Origin of the sequence: Proteiniphilum acetatigenes DSM 18083 (assembly GCF_000380985.1) — a bacterium.
GTDB lineage: Bacteria > Bacteroidota > Bacteroidia > Bacteroidales > Dysgonomonadaceae > Proteiniphilum > Proteiniphilum acetatigenes.
Map to the genome: position 1 here is coordinate 131,569 of NZ_KB905694.1, position 22,448 is coordinate 154,016.

Annotated in this window: 18 protein-coding genes; 4 read left to right on the forward strand and 14 right to left on the reverse strand. The window is 45.3% G+C overall.

All coding sequences use genetic code 11. The features are described from left to right. Positions 1–251 precede the first annotated feature (251 nt). The 4 genes from F597_RS0104880 to F597_RS0104895 all read left to right on the forward strand — a co-directional run bounded on the left by F597_RS0104880 (position 252) and on the right by F597_RS0104895 (position 5,637). Positions 252–2,789 carry an FtsK/SpoIIIE family DNA translocase gene (locus F597_RS0104880; RefSeq protein WP_019538597.1) on the forward strand — a complete coding sequence of 846 codons (2,538 nt, stop codon included), beginning with the start codon at positions 252–254 and terminating at the stop codon, positions 2,787–2,789. Between the two features lie 96 nt (positions 2,790–2,885). Beyond that, positions 2,886–3,530, forward strand: a complete 645-nt coding sequence (lolA1, locus tag F597_RS0104885) for an outer membrane lipoprotein periplasmic chaperone LolA1 (RefSeq protein WP_019538598.1) — start codon at positions 2,886–2,888, stop codon at positions 3,528–3,530. A 257-nt stretch (positions 3,531–3,787) separates the two neighbouring features. Beyond that, positions 3,788–4,729 (forward strand): thioredoxin-disulfide reductase, encoded by a 942-nt coding sequence (gene trxB / locus F597_RS0104890; protein WP_019538599.1) that lies wholly within the window; start codon positions 3,788–3,790, stop codon positions 4,727–4,729. Positions 4,730–4,929: 200 nt separating this feature from the next. Then, entirely contained in the window at positions 4,930–5,637 is a 708-nt protein-coding gene (locus F597_RS0104895; RefSeq protein ID WP_019538600.1) for a hypothetical protein, read from the forward strand. A gap of 24 nt (positions 5,638–5,661) precedes the next feature. On the opposite strand, the gene F597_RS0104900 is transcribed toward F597_RS0104895, so the two are convergent. The 14 genes from F597_RS0104900 to F597_RS0104965 all read right to left on the reverse strand — a co-directional run bounded on the left by F597_RS0104900 (position 5,662) and on the right by F597_RS0104965 (position 22,382). Next, positions 5,662–6,111 (reverse strand): GatB/YqeY domain-containing protein, encoded by a 450-nt coding sequence (locus F597_RS0104900; protein WP_019538601.1) that lies wholly within the window; start codon positions 6,109–6,111, stop codon positions 5,662–5,664. A 62-nt stretch (positions 6,112–6,173) separates the two neighbouring features. Next, the gene (gene ftsZ, locus F597_RS0104905; RefSeq protein ID WP_019538602.1) at positions 6,174–7,469 is read right to left on the reverse strand and encodes a cell division protein FtsZ; all 1,296 of its coding nucleotides are present in this window, start codon (positions 7,467–7,469) and stop codon (positions 6,174–6,176) included. Positions 7,470–7,490: 21 nt separating this feature from the next. After that, positions 7,491–8,837 (reverse strand): cell division protein FtsA, encoded by a 1,347-nt coding sequence (gene ftsA, locus F597_RS0104910; RefSeq protein WP_019538603.1) that lies wholly within the window; start codon positions 8,835–8,837, stop codon positions 7,491–7,493. 149 nt (positions 8,838–8,986) lie between these two features. Next, positions 8,987–9,718, reverse strand: a complete 732-nt coding sequence (locus F597_RS0104915; RefSeq protein WP_026327135.1) for a cell division protein FtsQ/DivIB — start codon at positions 9,716–9,718, stop codon at positions 8,987–8,989. Positions 9,719–9,783: 65 nt separating this feature from the next. After that, positions 9,784–11,166: a UDP-N-acetylmuramate--L-alanine ligase gene (gene murC, locus F597_RS0104920; protein ID WP_019538605.1), complete on the reverse strand. Its 1,383-nt coding sequence runs from the start codon at positions 11,164–11,166 to the stop codon at positions 9,784–9,786. Further along, positions 11,163–12,266 (reverse strand): undecaprenyldiphospho-muramoylpentapeptide beta-N-acetylglucosaminyltransferase, encoded by a 1,104-nt coding sequence (gene murG / locus F597_RS0104925; protein ID WP_019538606.1) that lies wholly within the window; start codon positions 12,264–12,266, stop codon positions 11,163–11,165. The genes murC and murG overlap by 4 nt, the downstream gene beginning before the upstream one ends. After that, complete coding sequence (locus F597_RS0104930) at positions 12,263–13,624, reverse strand: FtsW/RodA/SpoVE family cell cycle protein (RefSeq protein ID WP_019538607.1); 1,362 nt, start codon at positions 13,622–13,624, stop codon at positions 12,263–12,265. Before F597_RS0104930 ends, murG begins: the two co-directional genes overlap by 4 nt. 117 nt (positions 13,625–13,741) lie before the next feature. Then, entirely contained in the window at positions 13,742–15,082 is a 1,341-nt protein-coding gene (murD, locus tag F597_RS0104935) for a UDP-N-acetylmuramoyl-L-alanine--D-glutamate ligase (protein ID WP_019538608.1), read from the reverse strand. A gap of 89 nt (positions 15,083–15,171) precedes the next feature. Beyond that, on the reverse strand, positions 15,172–16,431 hold the full coding sequence (gene mraY / locus F597_RS0104940; RefSeq protein WP_019538609.1) for a phospho-N-acetylmuramoyl-pentapeptide-transferase: 1,260 nt from the start codon (positions 16,429–16,431) through the stop codon (positions 15,172–15,174). 54 nt (positions 16,432–16,485) lie between these two features. After that, the gene (locus F597_RS0104945; protein WP_019538610.1) at positions 16,486–17,967 is read right to left on the reverse strand and encodes a UDP-N-acetylmuramoyl-L-alanyl-D-glutamate--2,6-diaminopimelate ligase; all 1,482 of its coding nucleotides are present in this window, start codon (positions 17,965–17,967) and stop codon (positions 16,486–16,488) included. 176 nt (positions 17,968–18,143) lie between these two features. After that, entirely contained in the window at positions 18,144–20,342 is a 2,199-nt protein-coding gene (locus F597_RS0104950; protein ID WP_019538611.1) for a penicillin-binding protein, read from the reverse strand. Positions 20,343–20,452: 110 nt separating this feature from the next. Further along, positions 20,453–20,785 carry an FtsL-like putative cell division protein gene (locus F597_RS0104955; RefSeq protein WP_019538612.1) on the reverse strand — a complete coding sequence of 111 codons (333 nt, stop codon included), beginning with the start codon at positions 20,783–20,785 and terminating at the stop codon, positions 20,453–20,455. A gap of 197 nt (positions 20,786–20,982) precedes the next feature. Then, positions 20,983–21,909: a 16S rRNA (cytosine(1402)-N(4))-methyltransferase RsmH gene (gene rsmH / locus F597_RS0104960; protein WP_019538613.1), complete on the reverse strand. Its 927-nt coding sequence runs from the start codon at positions 21,907–21,909 to the stop codon at positions 20,983–20,985. Positions 21,910–21,938: 29 nt separating this feature from the next. Beyond that, positions 21,939–22,382 (reverse strand): division/cell wall cluster transcriptional repressor MraZ, encoded by a 444-nt coding sequence (locus F597_RS0104965; RefSeq protein WP_019538614.1) that lies wholly within the window; start codon positions 22,380–22,382, stop codon positions 21,939–21,941. Between the last annotated feature and the right edge of the window lie 66 nt (positions 22,383–22,448).

Below are 22,448 nucleotides of genomic sequence, written 5' to 3' on the forward strand. Positions count from 1 at the left end.
AAGAACAGGAAAGGGAATAGATAGACATTGCTCAGCTAAAAAGGAAAAGCCGTTGGATAATTCTTCATTTTTACATACCAGAAGAATATAGCGGAACAACGCTCAACTAACTTATTTTCCAGACACTTAGTTTGTTTACCTACATTCTTCTGTTATACAGTATTTTTTTATTACTTTTGTACTAACGTTTTTGCAAAGCGTTTATGTTATAGATTGCAGCAATTACAAACAGTCCAGGAAATATATCCTATATGGCCAGAAGAAAGAAAAAAAGACAAAGACAAAAACCAAAACAAGGACAAAAGAAGAGGATTGTCTCCTTTTTGAAGAATGAACGGGTACATTTCATCTCGGGGGTGATTATCGCCTTCATGGGTATCTTCATGTTGCTTGCTATTGTATCATTCTTTTTTACCGGCGCAGACGACCAAAGCAAAGTAATAAACAAAACATACTTAGAGGTAGTACGCTCGGGCGCATCCGAGATAGATAACTGGACGGGTGCAGGCGGTGCCTACATTGCAGAAAGACTGGTGAATGACTGGTTTGGCCTGTTCTCTGCACTTATTCCCATCTTCCTGATCTATATCGGATTGCGTATAATGAATGTTACGAGTCTCTCATTCCTGAAAGCCCTTTTTATCACCGCATTCGGTCTTATCGGCGGTTCAGTCTCCAGCGCCTTCATTCTGGACAGGCTTTTTCCGGATACTCATGTAAAATGGGGTGGCTCACATGGTATCCAGATTGAACAGATATTGGAAAACAGTGTAGGATGGCCGGGCATTATATTGCTTATCTTATTGTTCATCACGATTATTGTAGTGGCATTCCGGAAGAGTTCGATGTACAAGATACAGGAGACACTGATCAATAGTACATCCTCTTTTGCTCCGCAAAACGAAATATCCTCTACCATTGAAGAAGACGACTGGGATGAGCCTGAAAAAGAGAAAAAGCCGGGATTGATCAGGCGGTTCTTCACATGGTTGAAGAAAGTAAAGCCTTTCAGGGAAGAGGAGCACGAACAGGAAGCATATGAGCAGGATAAAGAAACACCTCAGACAGTGCAACGGGAAACCCCAACTGCCAATACTACACACAACTTTACGGAGTCCACGACTATATCTCCAAAGCCATCCGTAACAAAGAAGCTACTTCAGGTAGAGGATGATTTCGAAGTGATCGTTCCGGAGGATGATGAAGCTATCCACACACCCCATGCGGAAGAAAATAAGCAAAAAGAAGAAACCGGGCTTCCGGAATTGACACCGGAGTTGGAAGAAGATTACGACCCGCGGAAAGATCTCTCTTCATTCAGATTCCCCACTATGAACCTGTTGAAGATATATAATACAGGCGACAGAGCTGTGGATATGGACGAGCAGAATGAAAATAAAGAAAAGATCATTCACACATTACGCAATTACGGTATCGAAATAACCTCTATCAAAGCGACTGTAGGTCCTACTATTACGCTTTACGAGATCGTACCTCAAGCGGGCGTACGTATTTCAAAGATCAGGAATCTTGAAGATGATATTGCACTCAGCCTCTCCGCACTGGGTATCCGTATCATTGCACCCATGCCCGGAAAGGGAACCATCGGTATTGAAGTTCCCAATAAAGACCCGCAGATCGTTTCGATGCAATCGGTGATCAGCTCCAAAAAGTTTCAGGAATGTGACTACGAACTACCTGTAGCATTGGGAAAGACCATTACCAACGAAGTCTTTATCTTCGACCTTACCAAAATGCCCCACCTGTTAGTGGCAGGGGCCACCGGGCAAGGAAAATCGGTCGGCTTGAACGCCATCATTACCTCTTTGTTGTATAAAAAGCATCCGTCGGAGATGAAGATGGTACTGATCGACCCCAAGATGGTGGAGTTCAATATCTATTCCGCTGTCGAAAAGCACTATCTGGCGAAACTGCCGGATGAAGAGAAAGCCATTATCACCGATGTGACCAAAGTGACCCAGACACTGAACTCACTCACCAAAGAGATGGACGACCGTTATGAGTTGCTGATGAAGGCGCACGTCCGTACCGTCAAGGAATATAACGAAAAGTTTGTCAAACGCCGTCTGAACCCCGAAAAGGGACATAGGTATATGCCTTACATCGTGGTAGTGATTGATGAGTTTGGTGATCTGATCATGACGGCCGGAAAAGAGATCGAGATGCCTATCGCCCGTATTGCACAGAAAGCGCGTGCCGTAGGGATGCATATGGTAATCGCCACACAGCGTCCTACTACCAACATCATCACCGGAACCATCAAAGCGAACTTTCCTGCCAGGATGGCCTTCCGGGTTACTTCCCAGATCGACTCCCGCACCATTCTCGACATGAGCGGGGCCAACCAGCTCATCGGACGGGGGGATATGCTCTTTTCACAAGGAAGTTCGCTTATCCGTATCCAGTGTGCATTTGTGGATACTCCCGAAGTGGAAGAGATCTCCCAATACATCGGAAAACAGCGGGGGTATGATGCTGCTTTCGCACTTCCGGAGGTGATTTCCGATATGGAAGCCGGACCCGGTGCTGCCGACCTGGGTGACAGGGATCCTCTTTTTGATGAGGCCGCCCGCCTTATCGTAGTACATCAGCAGGGATCTACCTCGCTTATACAGCGTAAGTTCTCTATCGGCTATAACCGTGCCGGAAGACTGATGGATCAACTCGAAGCCGCAGGAATAGTAGGTGCCGTACAGGGCAGCAAGCCCCGCGAAGTATTCATTGCCGATGAATATTCACTGGAAAAGTTGTTGGATTCATTGAGGTAAGCGATCGGTATAATCTTCGGATGTAGACTGTCAAAATAAACTAACTCCCGTTTTTGCAGTCCAATCCATCAAACAAATAAAACCAAAACAGCTAAAATGAAGACGATCACATCCATATTATTAATTTTTCTCCTGTCAGGATATACATTCGCCCAGAATTCAAACGATGCCAGGGCGCTTTTGGACAAAGCATATGCCACTTACGAGGCTTCCGACGGTATCAGATTATCATTCAAATCGACACTGACCGATAAGGATGGAACAGCCTATATACCCCAGTCAGGAGAAGCCTATATAAAAGGCGATAAATTCAAACTCGAGATGGAAGCGATGGATATCTGGTTCGACGGAAAAACTCAATGGGTATTGATGAAAGATGTGAACGAAGTGAATATCAGTGCTCCTACAACCAGTGAAATAGCTTCTATCAGCCCGCTGGCGCTTCTGGGGATATACAAGAACGGATTTACGTTGAAAACACCTGCTTCCAAAACAATCAGCGGAAGGAGCACACACCTGATCGACATGGTTCCCGCCAGTCAGAATAAAGATTTTAAATCTATCACTGCAGCCATTGATAAGGAGAGCGGCAATATCATACAAGTGATCCTTACCATGGCCGATGGAATGAAAAATAAAATCGATATTTCCGGCTACAACACTAATCATCAATTTAGTGATACCATATTCAGATTCGACAAAAACGATTATCCCGGCGTTGAAATAGTGGATCTCAGGTAAGTCCATATTTTCCGTTTACTGCAAATAGATTATGATAATAACCGATGCGGTATATGGAAGAAAAGTTGTAACTTTGAACTAATTAATAACCCATACACCTTCTCCCGGTATAACAACAGTGAAGAAGGATTTTAAATTCAACGTTTTCATTAAGCTAAATGATTAGAGGCCAAACAAGTTTGGCCTCTACCATAGCGAGAATTGGAAATCGAGGAGCGAAGGCGACTCAAAACGACTAATGTAATTGAAAAATAAATATGAGAAATAAAACACGTTGCCTGATCATCGGATCAGGACCGGCCGGCTATACAGCTGCCATTTACGCTTCACGAGCAAATCTCGAACCCATTCTTTATGAGGGTTTGGAGCCGGGAGGACAGCTAACGACTACCACCGAGGTAGAGAATTTCCCCGGTTATCCCGAGGGGATTACAGGGCCGGAGATGATGGAAGATCTTAAAAAACAGGCGCAAAGATTCGGCACGGAAGTCCGTTCCGGAAGAGCTACTGCTGTCGACTTTTCGGTACGTCCGCTCAAAGTAACCATTGACAATGAACAGGTGATTGAGGCTGACACAGTCATTATCTCTACCGGAGCATCTGCCAAATACCTCGGCCTACTGGATGAAATCAAGTACGCCGGACAAGGAGTGTCGGCCTGTGCTACCTGCGACGGTTTCTTTTATCGTAAGAAAGTGGTAGCTGTAGTCGGCGGCGGCGATACTGCCTGTGAAGAGGCTACCTATCTGTCAGGCCTGGCTAACAAAGTCTACATGATTGTCCGCAAGGATCACCTGCGTGCTTCGAAGATCATGCAGGAGCGTGTAATGAATAATCCCAAAATTGATATCCTTTTCGAACATAATGCGGTAGGTCTCTACGGTGAAAACGGAGTGGAAGGCGTCCATTTGGTAAAACGCATGGGTGAACAGGATGAGGAACGGTACGACCTCCCCATCGACGGATTCTTCCTCGCTATCGGCCACACTCCCAACACTGATATATTCAAAGATTTCATCAAGATGGACAAGGTAGGTTATATTATTACTGAACACCCTACTGCAAAAACCAATGTCGGAGGTGTTTTCGCCTGTGGCGACGCAGCCGATCCCATTTACCGTCAGGCTGTCACGGCAGCCGGAACCGGATGCAGGGCTGCTATAGATGCGGAACGTTATCTTGCAGAAAAAGGATTGTAAAAAACAGTTTACTACTGCTTATCCTATTCAATAACCGGGAAGGAGGAGAACCACTGGATTTTTCTCCTTCTTTGTTTTGAGACGATTCATAGTAGAGTTGAAAGATATCCGTGATAAGGACCGTTTTAACATTTCATTTTTTTTCATCACGAATATTAATCGTATTTTTGTCTTTTATAATACATGACACGTAAACGAGCATGAAAAAATTTCTGTTACTTACAGGTATACTCTTATCGGGAATATCTCTCTTTGCACAACAATTTGATGGAACCTATAAAAACGGAGCCGACTCTATTGCTTTTTCGAATGAAAAAGTAATATTCCGCATAAGCGGTTTCGGAGGACTTTCTTCAGCGCACGCAGGAGAAGGCACCTATGAATTGGCCGGTGATTACCTGTTTATTCATACATCCGATTATTCCGGGAATAAGACTACCTATGAGTTACTGGATAGTTCCGGAAAAGACACTTGCGTTGTTCATACGGTCAGTCCGCAGAATTATGCTGTTCAGGGCATATTGGTGGAATCACGAAGTAAATCGGGTAAACTCATCAGCGGTAAGGTAACAGGCAATGATGGAAAAGTATTCTTTACACCTTGCAATAAAATCTCCTCCATTTCAGCTACTTCACTGGGGTATAACTCCATCTCCCTTGATTATACGCCGGGAAAAGATTATAGGATAAAACTTGCAGAGAACGATATAATAGAAAACAGGACAGTTGCTTTCAAGATCAATTTCATTGACGAGGAAACCCTCTCCCTGCTGATGCTGACGGACGATTTTAATACCGGCAGAAACAGAGACAAAGAGTTACAGAAATTAGAGAATAGAGCACGAAAAACCAATAAACTGGATAAACGGTTAAAAAAGGTCTATATACCCTATAACAGGAGAAACTAATTCCTTGTACAAAACGTTTGCCGGTTATGCCAGCAAACGTTTTACTGTTTCGGAGATATCTTTTCCTTCGGCCTTGCCTGCAAGTTGTTTGGACGCAATCCCCATCACTTTCCCCATCTCTTTCAGGGAAGATGCCCCTACCTCCTCAATAATACGCTTCACAGCGGCTTCCAGTTCTATAGGCGAAAGTTGTGCCGGAAGGAATTCCCGGATCACCTCCATTTGTGCGATCTCCGGTTCGGCAAGATCATCCCGTTTTTGTGCAGTATAAATCTCCGCACTGTCCCTACGCTGTTTCACCATCTTCTGCAAAAGAGCTGTCGTCGCCCCTTCCGTAAGTTCATCGCCCGCTCCTTTGGCTGTTTTAGCTTCCAGCAATTCTTTCTTGATTGCCCTCAATGCCTCCAGCCGCACCTTATCCTTGGCCAGCATGGCTTTCTTTATCTCGTCGGTAATGGTATCTATTAGTGACATATTTTTGATTTGTTGATGTGATAATGTGATGATTTGTTGATTTCAAAATCTCATGATACAGATTAATCGAACAGAGAGGATGATTGTTGTTGCTGCACATCAGATGAGAAAATACGGGGATTAAAGGTGGACTCCCGTTTAAACACAGGTGTCTTTTCCAATGCCTCCAATACTTTATCGTCATCCAGTTCGTCGATAGTCAATACGAAAGGCTCTAATCGGTAGTTAACACTGGTCAGTGTTTTCAGCCCGGTTTTGCCGTAATATTTCTCGATCAGATCCTTGTCTTTTTTCTCCTGTGCCAGTTTCGCATCCTTTTCGATCTGTTGCTGGATCTGCTCGGCTCGGCTCTTTTCCTGTTCATGCTCTTCGATACCCGGCACGCTAGTAATCGAAAAACCGGTAGCGAGCAATGTCACCTTCACCTCTTCGTCGAGCGACTCTTCCACGGCAGCTCCCCAGATAACCTCTATCTCTCTGCTAAATTTCGACATAAAGTCGTGGAGCGCATTCATCTCTTCCATCATCAGCGGATGTGCTTCGCCAAAAGAGAGATTGATAAGTATCTTCTTGGCACTGAAGACATCGTTATTATTGAGTAACGGTGAGTGCAGCGCATTCTTTATCGCATCGTTGATCCTGTCCTCTCCTTTACCCAGACCACTACTCATAATAGCCACACCACCGTCTTTCAGTGTGGTGTTCACATCGGCAAAGTCGAGGTTCACATGTCCGTGCACGGTAATGATCTCGGCGATGCTCCTGGCGGCTGTAGCCAAAGTATCATCCGCTTTGGCAAAAGCATTCAACATAGTCAGGTCGCTGTAGATATCACGCAGGCGTTCGTTATTGATCACCAGCAGCGCATCTACGTTTTTCGCCATCTCTTCCACCCCTTTCAATGCCTGCACGATTTTCCTTGGGCCTTCAAACATAAAGGGAATGGTTACAATACCAACCGTGAGCACTCCCATATCTTTTGCCACACGAGCCACCACGGGAGCAGCTCCTGTTCCTGTTCCACCACCCATCCCGGCAGTGATAAAAACCATCCGCGTGCCGTCGTTCAGGAGATCTTCAATCAGATCGACACTCTCTTCAGCTGCACGCTGTGCAATCTCGGGTTTATTCCCGGCTCCAAGTCCTCCGGTGGTCTGACCGCCCAGTTGTACCTTTACGGGTACCGGCGATTCCATCAACGCCTGGTTATCAGTATTACACAAAGCGAAAGAGACATCGTGTATCCCCTCTTGAAACATATGGTTCACAGCGTTACCGCCGCCGCCACCCACACCGATTACTTTGATAATAGCGTCAGTGCGGCTCTCTATCTGAAAATCCAATAATTCGTCGTCCATCTGTTGCAAATAAAAACAGTGTTATTCATCATCATCTTCAGAGAAAATACCTCCGAATACATCTTCCATTTTCGAGAAAAATCCTCCCTCCTGTTTCTCAGACTTGGATTTCTTCGCTTTAGGAGGTTTCGGTTTTTTTTCGGGTTTCGAATTTCGTCCTATCCCGCTGAACCAACCGGAAGCACCGGATCTGCCGCTTTCCTCATCTTCAATTTCGACAGGTTCTGATTTTATCATCTCACAATTCTCTTCACCAAAAAGAAGCATTCCCAACGCCTGGGTAAAGGCGGGGTCATGCATCAGATCGGGAAAATTATTGACCAATGTTTTTTTGGCAGATGCTCTTCTTACCGGCATCTTCAGTTTCTGTGTGAGATAGAGGTCCAGGTTTTTGAGTTGCGAGGCACCCCCTGTAATAATCAATCCTGCCCCCAACTGGCCTTCATATCCCGACAGAGAGATCTGTTCCTTGATATTGGCCGTTATTTCATCCAGCCGCATGCCTATCACCTTATTCAGTTCGGTAAGATCGACATCCGGTTTCGAAGAAAAAGGAGACAAGAACACAGGTCCGTCCTGACTTTCGAAAGCTTTTCCGAATTTTATCTTAAGTTGTTCAGCATCGTTCTCGGTAAAGTTCAACGCACAGATATCTTTCGTGAGATTCTTTCCGCCAAAAGGAATGACTATCATCCGACGGAGTATTCCACCTTTGTAGACCGACAGCGTGGTAGTGCCCGCCCCAAAATCCAGAAAAACACAACCTAACTCTTTTTCCTCATCATTTAACGCAATGGATGCCGATGCCATCGGCCCTACGATATAATCTGCAATCTCCAGATCGGTTTTGGCAGTAATACTCTTCTCTATGTTTACGAGTAGATTGGGACGCCCGACAATCAGCTTGAAACCGGCCTCTATCTCGGAGCCTGTTACTCCCACCGGACCCGGTTCCGGTTTATCGTCGATATAATATTCCACATCTGCAATCCTGTAATTGCGTTTCAGTTCGGGCTGGAATTTTTCGGCCGATTTACGTAACCGATTCACCTCTTCCTCTGTGACCATCCCGGATGAGATCCGCAGCATCTCACTGAATTCCATCGTATGCAATGATTGCCCTGAGAGAGTAACATATACTTTACCGATTCTTCGCTCCAGGCTATTTTCGAGCATCATGATCAGTTTATGTACATTCGCTCCGGCCTGTTCGATATTGTAAATCATACCTCTGCGGATCGAGTTCCCGGAATCGATGGAACTGCTTGCCAGAATGGAGATAACCCCATTTTCGTTTTTACGGCCAACAACTCCTTTGATCTTGGAAGTGCCAAGATCAATTACAGCTATAAATCCTGATTGCGTCATATTATTCAGTCAAAGATGAACCTTGGTTACAGTTACATTATTTTTTTAACAAACGTCCTGACAATGCCTTTTGTTTGCTTTTTAACATCATTTGCACCAAAGCAATTTACGTATACCAGCCGGAAATGAAATTTTCACCGGCTGCATACCTATTTTTTCGTACAAACCACCTGGTTATCATACTTCAGATTGATGGAAGAATAGCGATTCCATCCCACCACATTGAGTCCTTCCTCCACAAAACGGGCAAATTTGGCCAGCTTTGCCTGATAATCGTCGAGACTTCCCATAATGATCCTGAAATCACCTGCCCTCGGGATCAACTCCACATCCTGATTCTTTTGCACTACTATCTGCTCTATCCATGCATCCCAATCGGGATGGGAACTGAGGAAGAGGGCAAAGTCATACAGTTGGTTCCGGGCAAATTCCTCGTCAATAACCCCGGTGGCGACAGGTACATACACAGCGAAATTACCGGATACAGGCATGATACGTCGCTCATTATCCACATAGAAATTGCCCTTTATATCAGAGATAACTCTCAATACCGGTTTTCGTTGAGATACCGTCGCCATAACAGAACCACCCGGGGTGATGAACACCCTTGCAGACTCCACCAGCCTGTTGGTAAGGATGGTATCCCGGATGGCCAGCGTGTTGATCTCACCGAATGTCTTGCCGACCGGATCGAGGTCGTACCGCTTTACCAGATTCACAATATCCTGCGTCGATACAAACCGGTAGTGGGCACTGTCTTCAATCACTACGCCAAAACTCTCACATACTCTGTTCCTCGACATATCCCTGAAATAGGATGTCGAAAAGATCAGGTAGCCAATGACCACCGCCGCAATCAATATGATGAGAATTTTTTTCACCTGATAAAAATATTTATCACCTGCAAAGATACAATTTGTTATTCAATCGCATGAACTCTTCAAAATCATTTACTTCCCGACAGATATTTCTCTTTCAACACCTGCTCTATTTCGGGAAGAAGCCTGTCGATATCTCCCGCTCCGAACGTCACCAATACTTCCACATCCTTATTCCGGAGCAGATCGGTCAATTCCTGTTTTGTGCAAAGCGATTTCTGTGCCGATGTTATCTTTTCGAAAATGATCTGTGAGGAGACTCCCTCAATGGGTTCTTCCCTGGCCGGATAAATATCCAGTAGTACCACATCATCCAAAAGCGATAAACTATCCGCGAATTCCTGTGCAAAATCACGGGTACGTGAATAGAGATGTGGTTGGAAAACAGCTGTTATTTTCTTATCTGTATAGAGCGCTTTGATCGATTCAATGGCTGCCGACAGTTCCCGCGGGTGATGGGCATAATCATCGATAAAAACTATCCGGTCGGTCTTGATATGAAAATCGAACCGCCTTCCGGCTCCCTGGAACGTATGTATGGCTTCCCGGATCTCGTCCGGTGTAACACCGCATAGCAGCGCTGCAGCGGCAGCAGCCACGCCATTCTCAATATTGATCTTCACCGGAACACCCGGTGAAATATCTCTGATAACCTCCGAAGGTGTCACCAGGTCGAACAGAATTTCTCCATTCCCTATACGGATATTCTCTGCATGAAAATCACCCTCTGATTCTCCGTAGCTCCATATCTTCACCGTCTCTCCGGTACGTGGAGTCATCGGTATCCCCTTTTTCATGATCAGGTGCCCATTAGGCCGGATCAGCGAGGTAAACTTCTCAAAGCTCTCCCTGTACGCCTCCTCCGTACCATAAATGTCCAGATGATCGGGATCAGCCGAAGTGACGACAGCGATCCACGGCTTCAGCCAGTGGAAGGAGCGGTCGTATTCATCGGCTTCCACAACCGTGATATTACTCTTCTCCGAGAGCAGCAGATTATTGTTATAATTTTTCAGAATACCTCCCAGAAAGGCATTGCAATCCACTTGCGACTGCCGTAACAGGTGAGCGATCATGCTCGACACGGTAGTCTTTCCGTGGGTTCCCGCTACACAGATAGCATCGCTGCTGCCGGTGATCTCACCGAGCAACTGCGCCCTTTTCATCACCACATATCCGTTCTCACGGAAATAGAGAAGTTCACTATGTGATGCGGGGACGGCAGGCGTATAGACTACCAATGTTTTCTCTTTATCGAAAAATGGTGCCGGAATAGAATGAATATCATCCTCATAATGGATAAATGCGCCTTCTTCCTGCAACGAGCGGGTAAGCAGGGATTCGGTACGGTCATAACCTCCCACCTTTTTCCCTTTCGAAAGAAAATAGCGGGCCAGGTTGCTCATGCCGATGCCACCAATACCTATAAAATATATCGATTCATAGTTCATTTCTGAATTATCTTTTCTATTTCGTCGACGATCCGTTTTGCCGAATCGTGTTGTGCCAGTTTCGCAATATTATCGCTAAGTCTTTTCAAATCTTCATCATTTCTTATCAGTGCTATCGCCTTATCGAACAGGATATCAGAAGCATCAGCATCCGGAATCATAATGGCTGCACCCTTGTCCACCAGCGCCTGGGCATTCTTTGTCTGATGGTCTTCGGCTACATTGGGGGAAGGCACCAGAATGACTGCCTTTCCCAACAGGCTGAATTCAGAGATAGACCCGGCACCGGCACGGGATATTATCAGGTCAGCCACTGAATAAGCGTAATCCATCCGCGAGACGAAATCAAACAGATGTACGTTTGACGGTATCTTACCTTCCGCTTGTAGTTGCTGCATCTCCTTATAATAATATTTTCCGCATTGCCAGATCACCTGTAGATCATCAGCTTCAGCCAGTTTTGGGAATGCGTGTGTTATACTTTGATTGAGCGTACGGGCACCAAGACTCCCCCCTAACATCAGAATAGTCCTCTTACCGGGATCCAACTGAAACTGAACGTATCCCTGCGCCCGATTCTCTTCCGATATCACCAGATCCTGCCGACAGGGATTACCGGTAAGGACGATCTTCTCTTTCGGGAAAAATTGTTCCATCCCTTCATAGGCCACACAAATAATGGCCGCCTTACGGGCCAGCATCTTATTGGTTACGCCTGCATAAGAGTTCTGTTCCTGAAGGAGGGTCGGCACACCTTTCACTGATGCCGCCTTCAATGTAGGACCACTGGCATATCCTCCCACGCCCACAGCTATATCAGGCCTGAAATCATTTATGATCTTACGTGCCTTCTGCATGCTTTTGAAAAGCTTTACCATCACAGAGAAATTCTTCAGAAGATTCTTCCGGTCGAATCCGGCCACCGGCAGACCGACAATTTCATACCCGGCTGCCGGCACACGCTCCATCTCCATCCTGTCTTCCGCTCCTACAAAAAGTATTTCACAGTCGGGCCATCGCTCCTTCACGCCATTGGCAATACTGATTGCGGGAAAAATATGTCCGCCCGTGCCACCGCCGCTGATAATTACTCGCTTCATACCTGAATAATTTCAAATTCAACCTTATCTTCCAATTTGTCGACCGATTCTTTTATTTCATTTGCAGGATTGTGAAGATCATTCTCCTTATCCTGGCCAGGTTCTGTTTCAGGAGCTTTCTCCTCTTTCTTCTTTCCAATACCGAAACGGTCGGCACTCAGGATCAATCCAAAATAAGCACAGGTGATCAGCGTGGAAGTTCCACCGCGACTCACTAATGGTAACGGCTGTCCGGTGACCGGGATCAGGTTGACTGCCACCGCCATATTGACAAAAGCCTGTATAGAGAGCATCAATGCCGATCCCAGGACGAGGTACTTGGGAAAGAGTTTCTCAGTCTTCCGCGCGATCATTCCCGCGCGAATCAGAATAATTACATAGAGCAACAGGACAAAAAGCCCTCCCAGAAGTCCCATCTCTTCAATAATAATAGCATAGATAAAGTCGGAATAGGCTTGTGGCAGAAAATCGCGTTCGGTGCTGTTGCCGGGAAAGACTCCCAATACACCACCGTTGGCAATGGCTATCTTGGCATGTGCCACCTGATAATTTTCGTCGGTAATCGTAAAGTACTCCTCTTCCGATAATTCTTTATGCGTACTGAAATTCGCAATGCGGTTTTTCCATGTACCCATGCGGTTCAGGGGTCCGGAATCGGTCCAGTTTTCCGGAATCACATTCAACAGCAGAATAAACAGGAGTACTGCTCCTATCCCCACCCCTGCAACTTTCAACAACCGCAGGAATTTCACATTACCGATGAACATCAGCAGATAACAGATTCCAAACAGCAACACAGCTGTCGACAGGTTATCCATGGCGATGATTCCACAGACAACCACCATCAATCCAATCATCCATCGGAAGAGAAGACCCTCATTCTCTCCGTTCTGTTTGCTCAGAAGAAAAGCGATGGTTCCCATCAGTGATATCTTGGCTATTTCCGAAGGCTGAATAGTGAAGCCCATAAAAGATATCCACCGGTCGGCTCCATTGACACTCGTACCTATAAACGGTGTCAGGATCAGCAACACAATAGCCCCGATCAATACAAATATCAACGATGAAAAGTAACGGTAGGGTATATTATGAATAAGCAGGATCACTCCCACCCCGCCTATCAGAAACATGGCATGTCTCAGTATCGGCCCCCACATATTTTGTTGACGGTAGACTATGGTGCTGGTAGCACTGAATATCTCCACCAGTGAAATAACACACAGAATGATAAAGACCAGCCAGATCACTTTATCACCTTTGAATATCTTACGTCCGAAATCACCTAACGAAGATTCCGTTTCTGCTACCCCATCATACAATCGATCGGGATCAGCCATTTGATTACTGTCGTTAAGCATAATTTGATTTGTTGATTTACTAATTTATTGATTTGCTGATTGAACAAGATTGAACAAGATTGAATGAGATTGATCAAATTATAAAAACCTTTCCACTTTCCCACCATTCCACCTCAATCACAACCGTCTGACGCATTCCCTGAACTGGTCGCCGCGGTCTTCGTAGTTTTTAAACAGGTCGAAGCTGGCACAACAGGGTGAGAGTAATACTGTGTCGCCTTTCTGCGCCAGTTGATAAGCTGCCTCCACCGCTTCTGTCATAGAACCGGCATCTCTAATCTCATCCACTTTACCATCGAAGAATGCGTGCAGTTTACTATTGTCTTTTCCCAGAAAGACCAGTGCCCTTACCTTTTTACGTACCAGCTCTTCAATTTCGGTATAATCGTTCCCTTTGTCAGTTCCTCCGAGGATCAATACTGTTTTCGTATGCATACTTTGCAAGGCATACCAGCATGAATTCACATTGGTCGCTTTGGAGTCGTTGATATACTGTACTCCACGTACCGTAGCCACTTTTTCGAGCCGGTGCGGGACTCCTTTGAAATCGGACAGGGATATACGTAACTGTTCATCGCTGACATCCATCAGTTTTGCGACAATACCCGATGCCATCGAGTTGTACACATTATGCATCCCTTCCAAAGCAAGCAATTCCAGTTCCATATCAAATATATTTTCTTTCGTTTGAATGTACAGTTTCCCGTTTTCGGTATATGCAACCATATGACCGTTTTTTTTCTCTCCAAAGGGATAAATGGTGGCTGCTGGCTTCAACTTCTCAATTTCTTTCGTTACTAAAGGATCATCTATCCAGTAAATGAAGGCATCGTCGGTTTTCTGATTCCGGATGATCCTCATTTTGGCATCCACGTAATGTTGCAGGTTATGATCGTAACGATCCAGATGATCGGGGGTAATATTCAGAAGTACTGCAATATCGGCTTTAAAATCACACACTCCTTCCAATTGAAAACTACTCAACTCCAACACGTAATAGTCATAAGACTCTTCTGCCACCTGGCGGGCAAAACTCTTTCCTATATTACCGCCTAGTCCCACATTCAATCCTGCCGAGCGAAGGATATGGTAGATCAGGCTGGTTGTGGTGGTTTTACCATTACTTCCGGTAATACAGATCATCTTCGCATCCGTGTATCTTCCGGCAAACTCAATCTCGGAGATCACAGGAATACCTTTTGCCAATATCTTCTGCATGATGGGAGCAGTGTCGGGGATACCGGGACTTTTCACAATTTCATCGGCCGTCAATATAGATTCCTCGGTATGTCCTTTTTCCTCAAAATCGATCCGGTATGTTTCCAGTGTTTCACGATGTGTGTCGCTCAGGATATTACTGTCGGAAAGAAATACCCTGAACCCTTGCTTCTGTGCCAGTATAGCAGAACCCACACCGCTTTCACCGCCACCAAGGATTACTATTAGTTTTTTATCCATCATTCCTTTATTTAATTGAACAAACCAATCGGTTCAACAGGCGTTACCGGTGTACTCAATCCCTGTCTCTCTTTTACCGCTCAATATCATTACCGCATCTTGAGTGTCGCCAGCGCCAATACGGCCAGAATCATCCCTACTAACCAGAAGCGGCTCACGATCTTCGGCTCGGCCAACGGAGCAAAAGGCTTCTGAATAAGTGCATCGATACTTCCATCACCCGGTTTCTGGTAATGATGATGCAGGGGTGTCATCTTAAAGATACGCTTACCCACACCATATTTCTTCTTCGTAAATTTAAAATAGAATACTTGTGCAATCACCGATAACGCCTCCACAAAGAATACCCCACATAGAATGGGCAGCAGCAGTTCCTTGTGGATCAACACGGCAAAAACACCAATAATACCTCCCATCGTCAGACTACCAGTATCGCCCATGAATACCTGGGCCGGATAAGCGTTATACCACAGAAAACCGACACAAGCGCCAACAAAGGCAGAGGCAAACACCATCAGTTCGTCTCCCCCCGGTATATACATGATATTCAGATAAGAGGCAAAATCGACACGTCCCGAGACATAAGCAAGGATACCCAATGCCACCCCGATAATAGCCGAAGAGCCGGAGGCCAGTCCATCCAGTCCATCCGTCAGATTGGCACTGTTGGAGACCGCTGTCACTATAAGAATCACCACCAGAATAAAAACGATCCATACCGCAGTATCGGCAAAGTCGCCCATCCAGTTGACAAGCCATCTGTAATCGAAATTGTTATTCTTTACAAAGGGGATAGTGGTGCTGGTGGTCTTCACATCTTCATTCTGATAAGTGACTTCCTCTATCACGTTATTCACCCGGATCTCGGTATTCTCCCGGACAACCATTTCAGGGCTGAAATAGATGGTAAGTCCGACGATAAGCCCCAATCCAATCTGTGCGACGATCTTAAACTTCCCTTTTAATCCCTCTTTATCCTTTTTGAACACTTTGATATAATCATCAGCAAATCCCAATGTACCTAACCAGACGGTGCTGACAAGCATCAGGATAATATAGATATTCTCTAATTTCCCGAAGAGCAGTGTGGATGCCAAAATGGAAAGGATCACAATAACTCCTCCCATGGTAGGTGTACCCCGCTTACTGTATTGTCCTTCCAGATCTAAATTCCGGATAGTCTCCCCTATCTGTCTGCGTTGTAGCGCACTGATAATCCTCTTCCCCGCAAAAATTCCGATCAGCAGGGAGAAGATCGCTGCCATTGCAGAACGGAACATCACGAACTGGAACATGCCCGCTCCGGGAAAATCGAGTTGGTCTAAATATTCAAATAGATAATATAACATACAAATTTAGGATTTGGGATTTGAGATTTAGGATTTGATCAATCTCATTCAATCTCATTCAATCTTTTCACTTTTAGTTTTTAGTTTATCAAATATTTTTTCTACTTCTTCCTTATCATCGAAATGGTGTTTCACTCCTTTTATTTCCTGATAATCTTCATGACCTTTTCCGGCAATGAGAATTACATCCCCCGGTTGCGCCAGTGCACAGGCAGTTTTAATTGCTTCCCTGCGATCGGTAATAGTAAGCGTATTACTTTTCTGTTCTTCAGTAAGCCCATTAAGCATATCCTGAAGAATCTCTCCCGGTTCTTCAAACCGGGGATTGTCAGACGTAAATACTGCTTTATCACTAAGCTGTACTGCTTCACGTGCCATAATAGGCCGTTTGGTTCTGTCGCGATTCCCTCCGCACCCCACTACGGTGATAATCCGGCCCTTCTTGTTCAGCACACCATTGATAGCGTTCAGCACATTGCTCAGCGCATCAGGTGTATGCGCATAGTCCACGATAACAGTATAATCCTGCGGTGAACGGAGGGTCTGGAATCTCCCTGCTACCGGTTTTAACAGCGAGAGCGTGCGGAGTAACTCCTCTTCATCGAGTCCGAGCAGGATACCCGCTCCGTATACTGCCAGCAGGTTATAAACATTAAAAGTTCCCACGAATTGAACGGTCAGCTCTTTTCCGTTTATCTCTATATCTGTACCGTCGAAATGCTTTTCAAAGATGCGGGCTTTAAAATCGGCCATTCCTGTCACCGAATAGGTATATTGGGTAGCTTTCGTATTCTGCAGCATCACCGTACCGTTCTTGTCATCGATGTTGGTCAATGCAAAAGCATCAGACGGAAGGTCGTCAAAAAAGGCCTTCTTCACATTACGGTATTCCAGCATATTTTTGTGATAATCGAGATGATCCTGAGTAAGATTCGTAAAAATACCTCCTGCAAACCAGAGACCATGCACGCGTTTCTGGTGGATGGCATGGGAACTCACCTCCATAAAAGCATATTCGCATCCGGCATCCACCATTTTGCGCAGATAATCGTTGAGAGTGATCGGATCGAGTGTGGTATGCGTAGTGGGATACCGTTCACCATTCACATAATTGGCTACTGTAGACAGCAATCCGGAAGGGTAACCCAGATAGCGGAACGTATCGTACAACAATGTGGCAATAGTCGTCTTCCCATTTGTTCCGGTAACACCGACCAGTTTCAGCAATGACGACGGGTGTCCATACCATGCAGAAGCTACCTGTGCAAGAGCTATTGTACTCTGTTTTACCTGCACATAGGTAATACGGGAAAAATACTCCTCGATCATTGGCTTGTCGTACACTACCGCTACGGCTCCCTGTTCTATCGCTTTACCGATATAAGCATGCCCGTCGGTAAAGATCCCTTCTACCGCAATAAAAAGGGACCCCGGAGTTACCATACGCGAATCGGATGTGATGGATGTCACCTCCGCCTCACCGTTACCACGCAGAGCAACAATATCACAAGCTTCGATCAATTTATTTAAGTTCATATCCTTTAGTAAATTAAAAGTGAAAAGTGAAAAGTGAAAAATTAAAAATGAATTCTCAACTTCTTTACTTCTTAACTTCTGACTTCTTTTTTCATTAGCCACTACTTCCCGATAAATCGGGGCAAGTTATCCCGACTTGTCGGGATTGGCACATTATTCATATTGGCACATTGAATCTATCTCATCGTAATGGTGACGGTAGTACCTTTCATCAATTTCTGACCGGGTGAAAGCGATTGGGACACCACCTTTCCCGCTCCGATCAGGTTTACCCTCAACCCCGACTTCTCCAACAGATAAATTGCATCGCGGGCGCCCATTCCCCTAACATCGGGGATCAGAGCACTGTTCAGTGCAATTGGTTCCGATCGGTAAGTGGTACTGTCGTATTTCATCTTCACCCAATCAGCAGCTTCTGCCGGACCTTCCGCCGGTAAATTCAATGTGCTCAACAACGACCTGTTACGATCCCAGTTGCCGTTTTTCAGCAAAGGTTGTTTTTGCAGCGTAGAGTCTATCCTGCAAGCCTCCACATCTAACCGCACCTTCCTTAAATAGGTCTGCTCGGCTATATTTTTAAAGACCATACCAGCCATTCCTCCACCCGAAGGCACACCTTTCGGTTTTCTCAGTCCTACAAAGATGGTGTACATCGGTTCTTCTGCCGGGAAATAACCGCAGAACGAAACGTAATAGCCTCCATAGCCTCCTCCGGAAGCGATTTGTGCCGTACCGGTCTTACCGGCTATGGTGAAATAGTCGGAATCCACCACTTTGGCTGTACCATTTTCCACCACTTTCAACAGCATCTGATGGATTTGCTCCAAGGTGGTTTCCTTACACATTTTCGGATTTACTACCTCAGCCTCCACGTTCTTCACCACTTTTCCCTTTTCGAAAAACTGCTTGGCGATAAAGGGTTTTATCATTGTTCCGCCGTTAGCGATTCCGTTATAGAACATCAACATATAGATTGGCGGCACCTGGGTTTCATATCCAAACGACATCCAGGGGAGAGTGGTTTTCGACCAGTAATTGGTTTTGTCATTGGGGAAACGGATAGATGAAGTACCTTCGATCCCGTTAAGCGGCACATCCCATGTGAGCCGTTTTCTCAAACCGATACGGTCTATTCCCTCTACAAATTTTGTTGGGTTGTTTTCATATCCTTTTAATGCGATTTTACTCATCACCACATTCGATGAGACGGCCATCCCCTCGGCCACAGTCATGTAGCCCCTGTCTTGTCCTCTACGCCAGTAATGATCCCGCACCCATCTCTTGTTATATTGAAAGAGTCCGTTCCCTACATAAAATGAATCGGTAGGAGTGATTACTCCGTCATCGAGCGCCACCATCGTAGTCACTGTCTTAAAAGTAGAACCCGGTTCATTCATATAGGAGAATGCGTTAGGATTTCCCTCGGCATAATCCCCGTTACTCATACGGTCGAGGTTGACAATTCCTTTTATTTCTCCGGTCTTCACCTCCATGATGATGGCTGTACCCGACTCGGCCTCCGTCTCAATCAACTTCTCCCGCAAGGCACGCTCGGTAATATCCTGTATGGCTGCATCGATAGTAGTAACAATATCCCAACCCTCTTCGGCCGGTTTCTCTACCACATCCATCCATTTACCTTGTATCTTCTGGCGGAATTTTATACCGGGAACGCCCCTGAGCAACGAGTCGTATTTCAACTCCAGACCGCTGGCACCTCCCTTATCAATATCTTTATAGACACTGCCGACTGTACGGTTGGCCAGGTTACCGAAAGGTTTTTTACGGGCATTTCGCTCTTCAGCGATCAGTCCGCTACGGTTAGAGCGCTGGTTCCAGAACGGATAGGTACGAATCTCCTTTAAATCGACATAAGAGATATCGGCCCTCAATATTCTTACATAACGCGAACGGATCGGCACCCGCTTATCGATCCCCTTCTCCTGATTTTCACGGATCTGACGTTCTTCTTTTTCGCGCATCGACCACCCGTTCATAATCACATTCTTATACTGGGCAGCGGTCCTGTCGGGAAATTTCTTAGCTAACGTCACCGACAGGTCATCCACATACTTGATAAGTGTATCTTTCTGCATCCCATCCGCCCAGAAATCCATATAAATATTGTATAGCGGTTCTGTAGTTGCCAGGAGTTTACCATCGTGTGTGTAGATATTACCTCTTTTGGGGAGGATCACACGATCCCTGATCACAGTCTCTTTTTCGCCTACCTCACGCCATTTTTTTCCTTCGGCGGTAAAAACGATCTTACCTGCAGAAACAATAATCATTACGGCAAACAACATCAACAGGGCAACGATAAATCCGTATCTGCCTAAAATAGCCCGTTTGTTATTCCGATTTTGTCGTTTCATTTTCTGTAAGTCGTTTTGAGTCGCCTTCGCTCCTCGATTTTCAATTCTCGCAACGGCATAATCCAAACAAGTTTGGCTTCTGCTCATATTGCTTGACGAAAACGTTCTGCTTATTTATCCAAATAATAAACAGGCTCATTTGTCACTTTCAGTTCCAAACCAGCCTCCTCAATACGTCGCTCAATCTCGCCCTGCCTGCTCGCTTCGGTAAGACTCGAGGAAATAGTGAGCGATTCATATTTTGCATCCCTGAGTTCCTGTTGCAGCTTTTCTATCTCCGCCATCTGCTGAAGCACTTTATAGCGATGACTGATAAACAAGAACATCACCAGCACGATAGCAATAACAAATCTCATGTTTTTGAGGAAGAAGTCCTCAGTGAGGACACTCCCCCCAAAAACACGGACAAACGATTTGCGTATGTTATCGAACTTAAATTTCATTTTCTTTTAGAGCCAAGAATCAAGACACAAGAATCAAGACTTTATTAATTGACAATTGACAATGAATTGCAAATCGACGTAGTCAACTAACAATAGGCGTAAGCCAAATCTTAACTTCAGACTTCTCCACTTCTCATTTCCAACTTCTTCACTTCTCAACTTCTTCACTTCTTTTTTAATTATTCACATTGGCACATTCACTTCTTTTCCACAATTCGCAGCTTGGCGCTTCTTGAGCGCGGATTACGCTGCATCTCTTCCTCCGAAGGAACAATCACCTTGCGGTTTATCACCGTGAAAGGCGTCTCCACATTTCCGTAGAAATCCTTCACCAGTTCCCCTTTGAAATTGGCTGTCTTGAAAAAATTCTTCACCAAACGGTCTTCCAGCGAATGATATGAGATCACACAAAGGCGTCCACCCGGCTTTAATAACTGTAAAGCCTGTAAAAGCATCTCCTTCAATGCTTCCATCTCACCGTTCACTTCAATACGAAGTGCCTGGAATGCCTGCGCCAGCACCTTTTTTTCTTTTTCCCTACGGGTGAAAGGCTCCAGAATTGCAAGCAGGTCGTCAGTCTCCCTGATTTGTTTATCCTGTCGATATCGTATCACAGCCGAGGCTATCTGTCGCGCATTTCTCAATTCACCGTACCGAAAAAAAATTTCGGACAGCTGCTCCTCCTCATATTCATTGAGGATATCGGCAGCCTTCTTTTGGGCATTGCGATTCATACGCATATCCAACTCACCTGGCAAACGGAATGAAAAACCACGTTCGGAAATATCAAAATGATGTGACGATACACCCAGGTCAGCCAAAAGACCATCCATTGCCTCCACGCCGTGATATCGAAGAAAGTTCCTCAGGAAGCGAAAATTGCCGTGTACAAAGGTAAAACGGGGATCGGCAGATATATTCCCGGCAGCATCTTCATCCTGATCGAATGCGATAAGCCGTCCATCTTCAGCTAATCTGCTCAGTATCTCACGGGAATGCCCTCCACCGCCGAAAGTGACATCGACATACACTCCGTTGGGACAAATATTCAGTCCGTCGACGCTTTCTTCAAGTAACGCCGGCGTATGATACACCGTTCCATTTTGTCCGCCTTGTGAAGACATAATTTTAATCCTATTCTACTCCTTATACCCTATTCCATTAATTGCTGTAATTTCGAAGAAAATTCGTCGGGATCGACCAACGGTTTTTCCAATTTCTCTTTGGCCCAGACCTCAATGGTTTCATCCACACCGAGAAAACGAACATCCGATTCAATAGAAACCATTTGCAGATAACGCTTTGGTATAAGTATCCGTCCGTTTGCATCCATCTCAAGCCTTTCGGCATCCAGCACAAACTGGCGGAAAATCTGCTGCTGTTCCTTATTCCATTTATTCAATCTTCCACGGAGTATCCCAATCTCTTTCTCCCATACACTCCCGGGATACAGGACAAGACATTCCTGGAAAATATCTTTACGGAGTACAAGAAACTCTTCACCCTCGCCCTGTAAACGCTTGCGAAAGATAGCCGGCACAAAGATTCTCCCTTTTGCATCGGCTTTGGCTTCCATATTTCCCAGAAACTGCAGCATATTTATACTTATAACGCGGTAAAAGTACAAAATAATCCACTTTCCCCCACATTTCCACACAAAAAT

Excerpts from the sequence above, each read along its gene's own strand:
- trxB (WP_019538599.1), top strand. The coding sequence starts at position 3,788 with ATGAGAAATAAAACACGTTGCCTGATCATCGGATCAGGACCGGCCGGC.
- ftsA (WP_019538603.1), bottom strand. The coding sequence starts at position 8,837 with ATGACGCAATCAGGATTTATAGCTGTAATTGATCTTGGCACTTCCAAG.
- lolA1 (WP_019538598.1), top strand. The coding sequence starts at position 2,886 with ATGAAGACGATCACATCCATATTATTAATTTTTCTCCTGTCAGGATAT.
- F597_RS0104895 (WP_019538600.1), top strand. The coding sequence starts at position 4,930 with ATGAAAAAATTTCTGTTACTTACAGGTATACTCTTATCGGGAATATCT.
- mraY (WP_019538609.1), bottom strand. The coding sequence starts at position 16,431 with ATGTTATATTATCTATTTGAATATTTAGACCAACTCGATTTTCCCGGA.
- F597_RS0104900 (WP_019538601.1), bottom strand. The coding sequence starts at position 6,111 with ATGTCACTAATAGATACCATTACCGACGAGATAAAGAAAGCCATGCTG.
- F597_RS0104930 (WP_019538607.1), bottom strand. The coding sequence starts at position 13,624 with ATGCTTAACGACAGTAATCAAATGGCTGATCCCGATCGATTGTATGAT.
- murC (WP_019538605.1), bottom strand. The coding sequence starts at position 11,166 with ATGAACTATGAATCGATATATTTTATAGGTATTGGTGGCATCGGCATG.
- murD (WP_019538608.1), bottom strand. The coding sequence starts at position 15,082 with ATGGATAAAAAACTAATAGTAATCCTTGGTGGCGGTGAAAGCGGTGTG.
- murG (WP_019538606.1), bottom strand. The coding sequence starts at position 12,266 with ATGAAGCGAGTAATTATCAGCGGCGGTGGCACGGGCGGACATATTTTT.
- F597_RS0104945 (WP_019538610.1), bottom strand. The coding sequence starts at position 17,967 with ATGAACTTAAATAAATTGATCGAAGCTTGTGATATTGTTGCTCTGCGT.
- rsmH (WP_019538613.1), bottom strand. The coding sequence starts at position 21,909 with ATGTCTTCACAAGGCGGACAAAATGGAACGGTGTATCATACGCCGGCG.
- F597_RS0104955 (WP_019538612.1), bottom strand. The coding sequence starts at position 20,785 with ATGAAATTTAAGTTCGATAACATACGCAAATCGTTTGTCCGTGTTTTT.
- F597_RS0104880 (WP_019538597.1), top strand. The coding sequence starts at position 252 with ATGGCCAGAAGAAAGAAAAAAAGACAAAGACAAAAACCAAAACAAGGA.
- F597_RS0104965 (WP_019538614.1), bottom strand. The coding sequence starts at position 22,382 with ATGCTGCAGTTTCTGGGAAATATGGAAGCCAAAGCCGATGCAAAAGGG.
- F597_RS0104950 (WP_019538611.1), bottom strand. The coding sequence starts at position 20,342 with ATGAAACGACAAAATCGGAATAACAAACGGGCTATTTTAGGCAGATAC.
- ftsZ (WP_019538602.1), bottom strand. The coding sequence starts at position 7,469 with ATGGACGACGAATTATTGGATTTTCAGATAGAGAGCCGCACTGACGCT.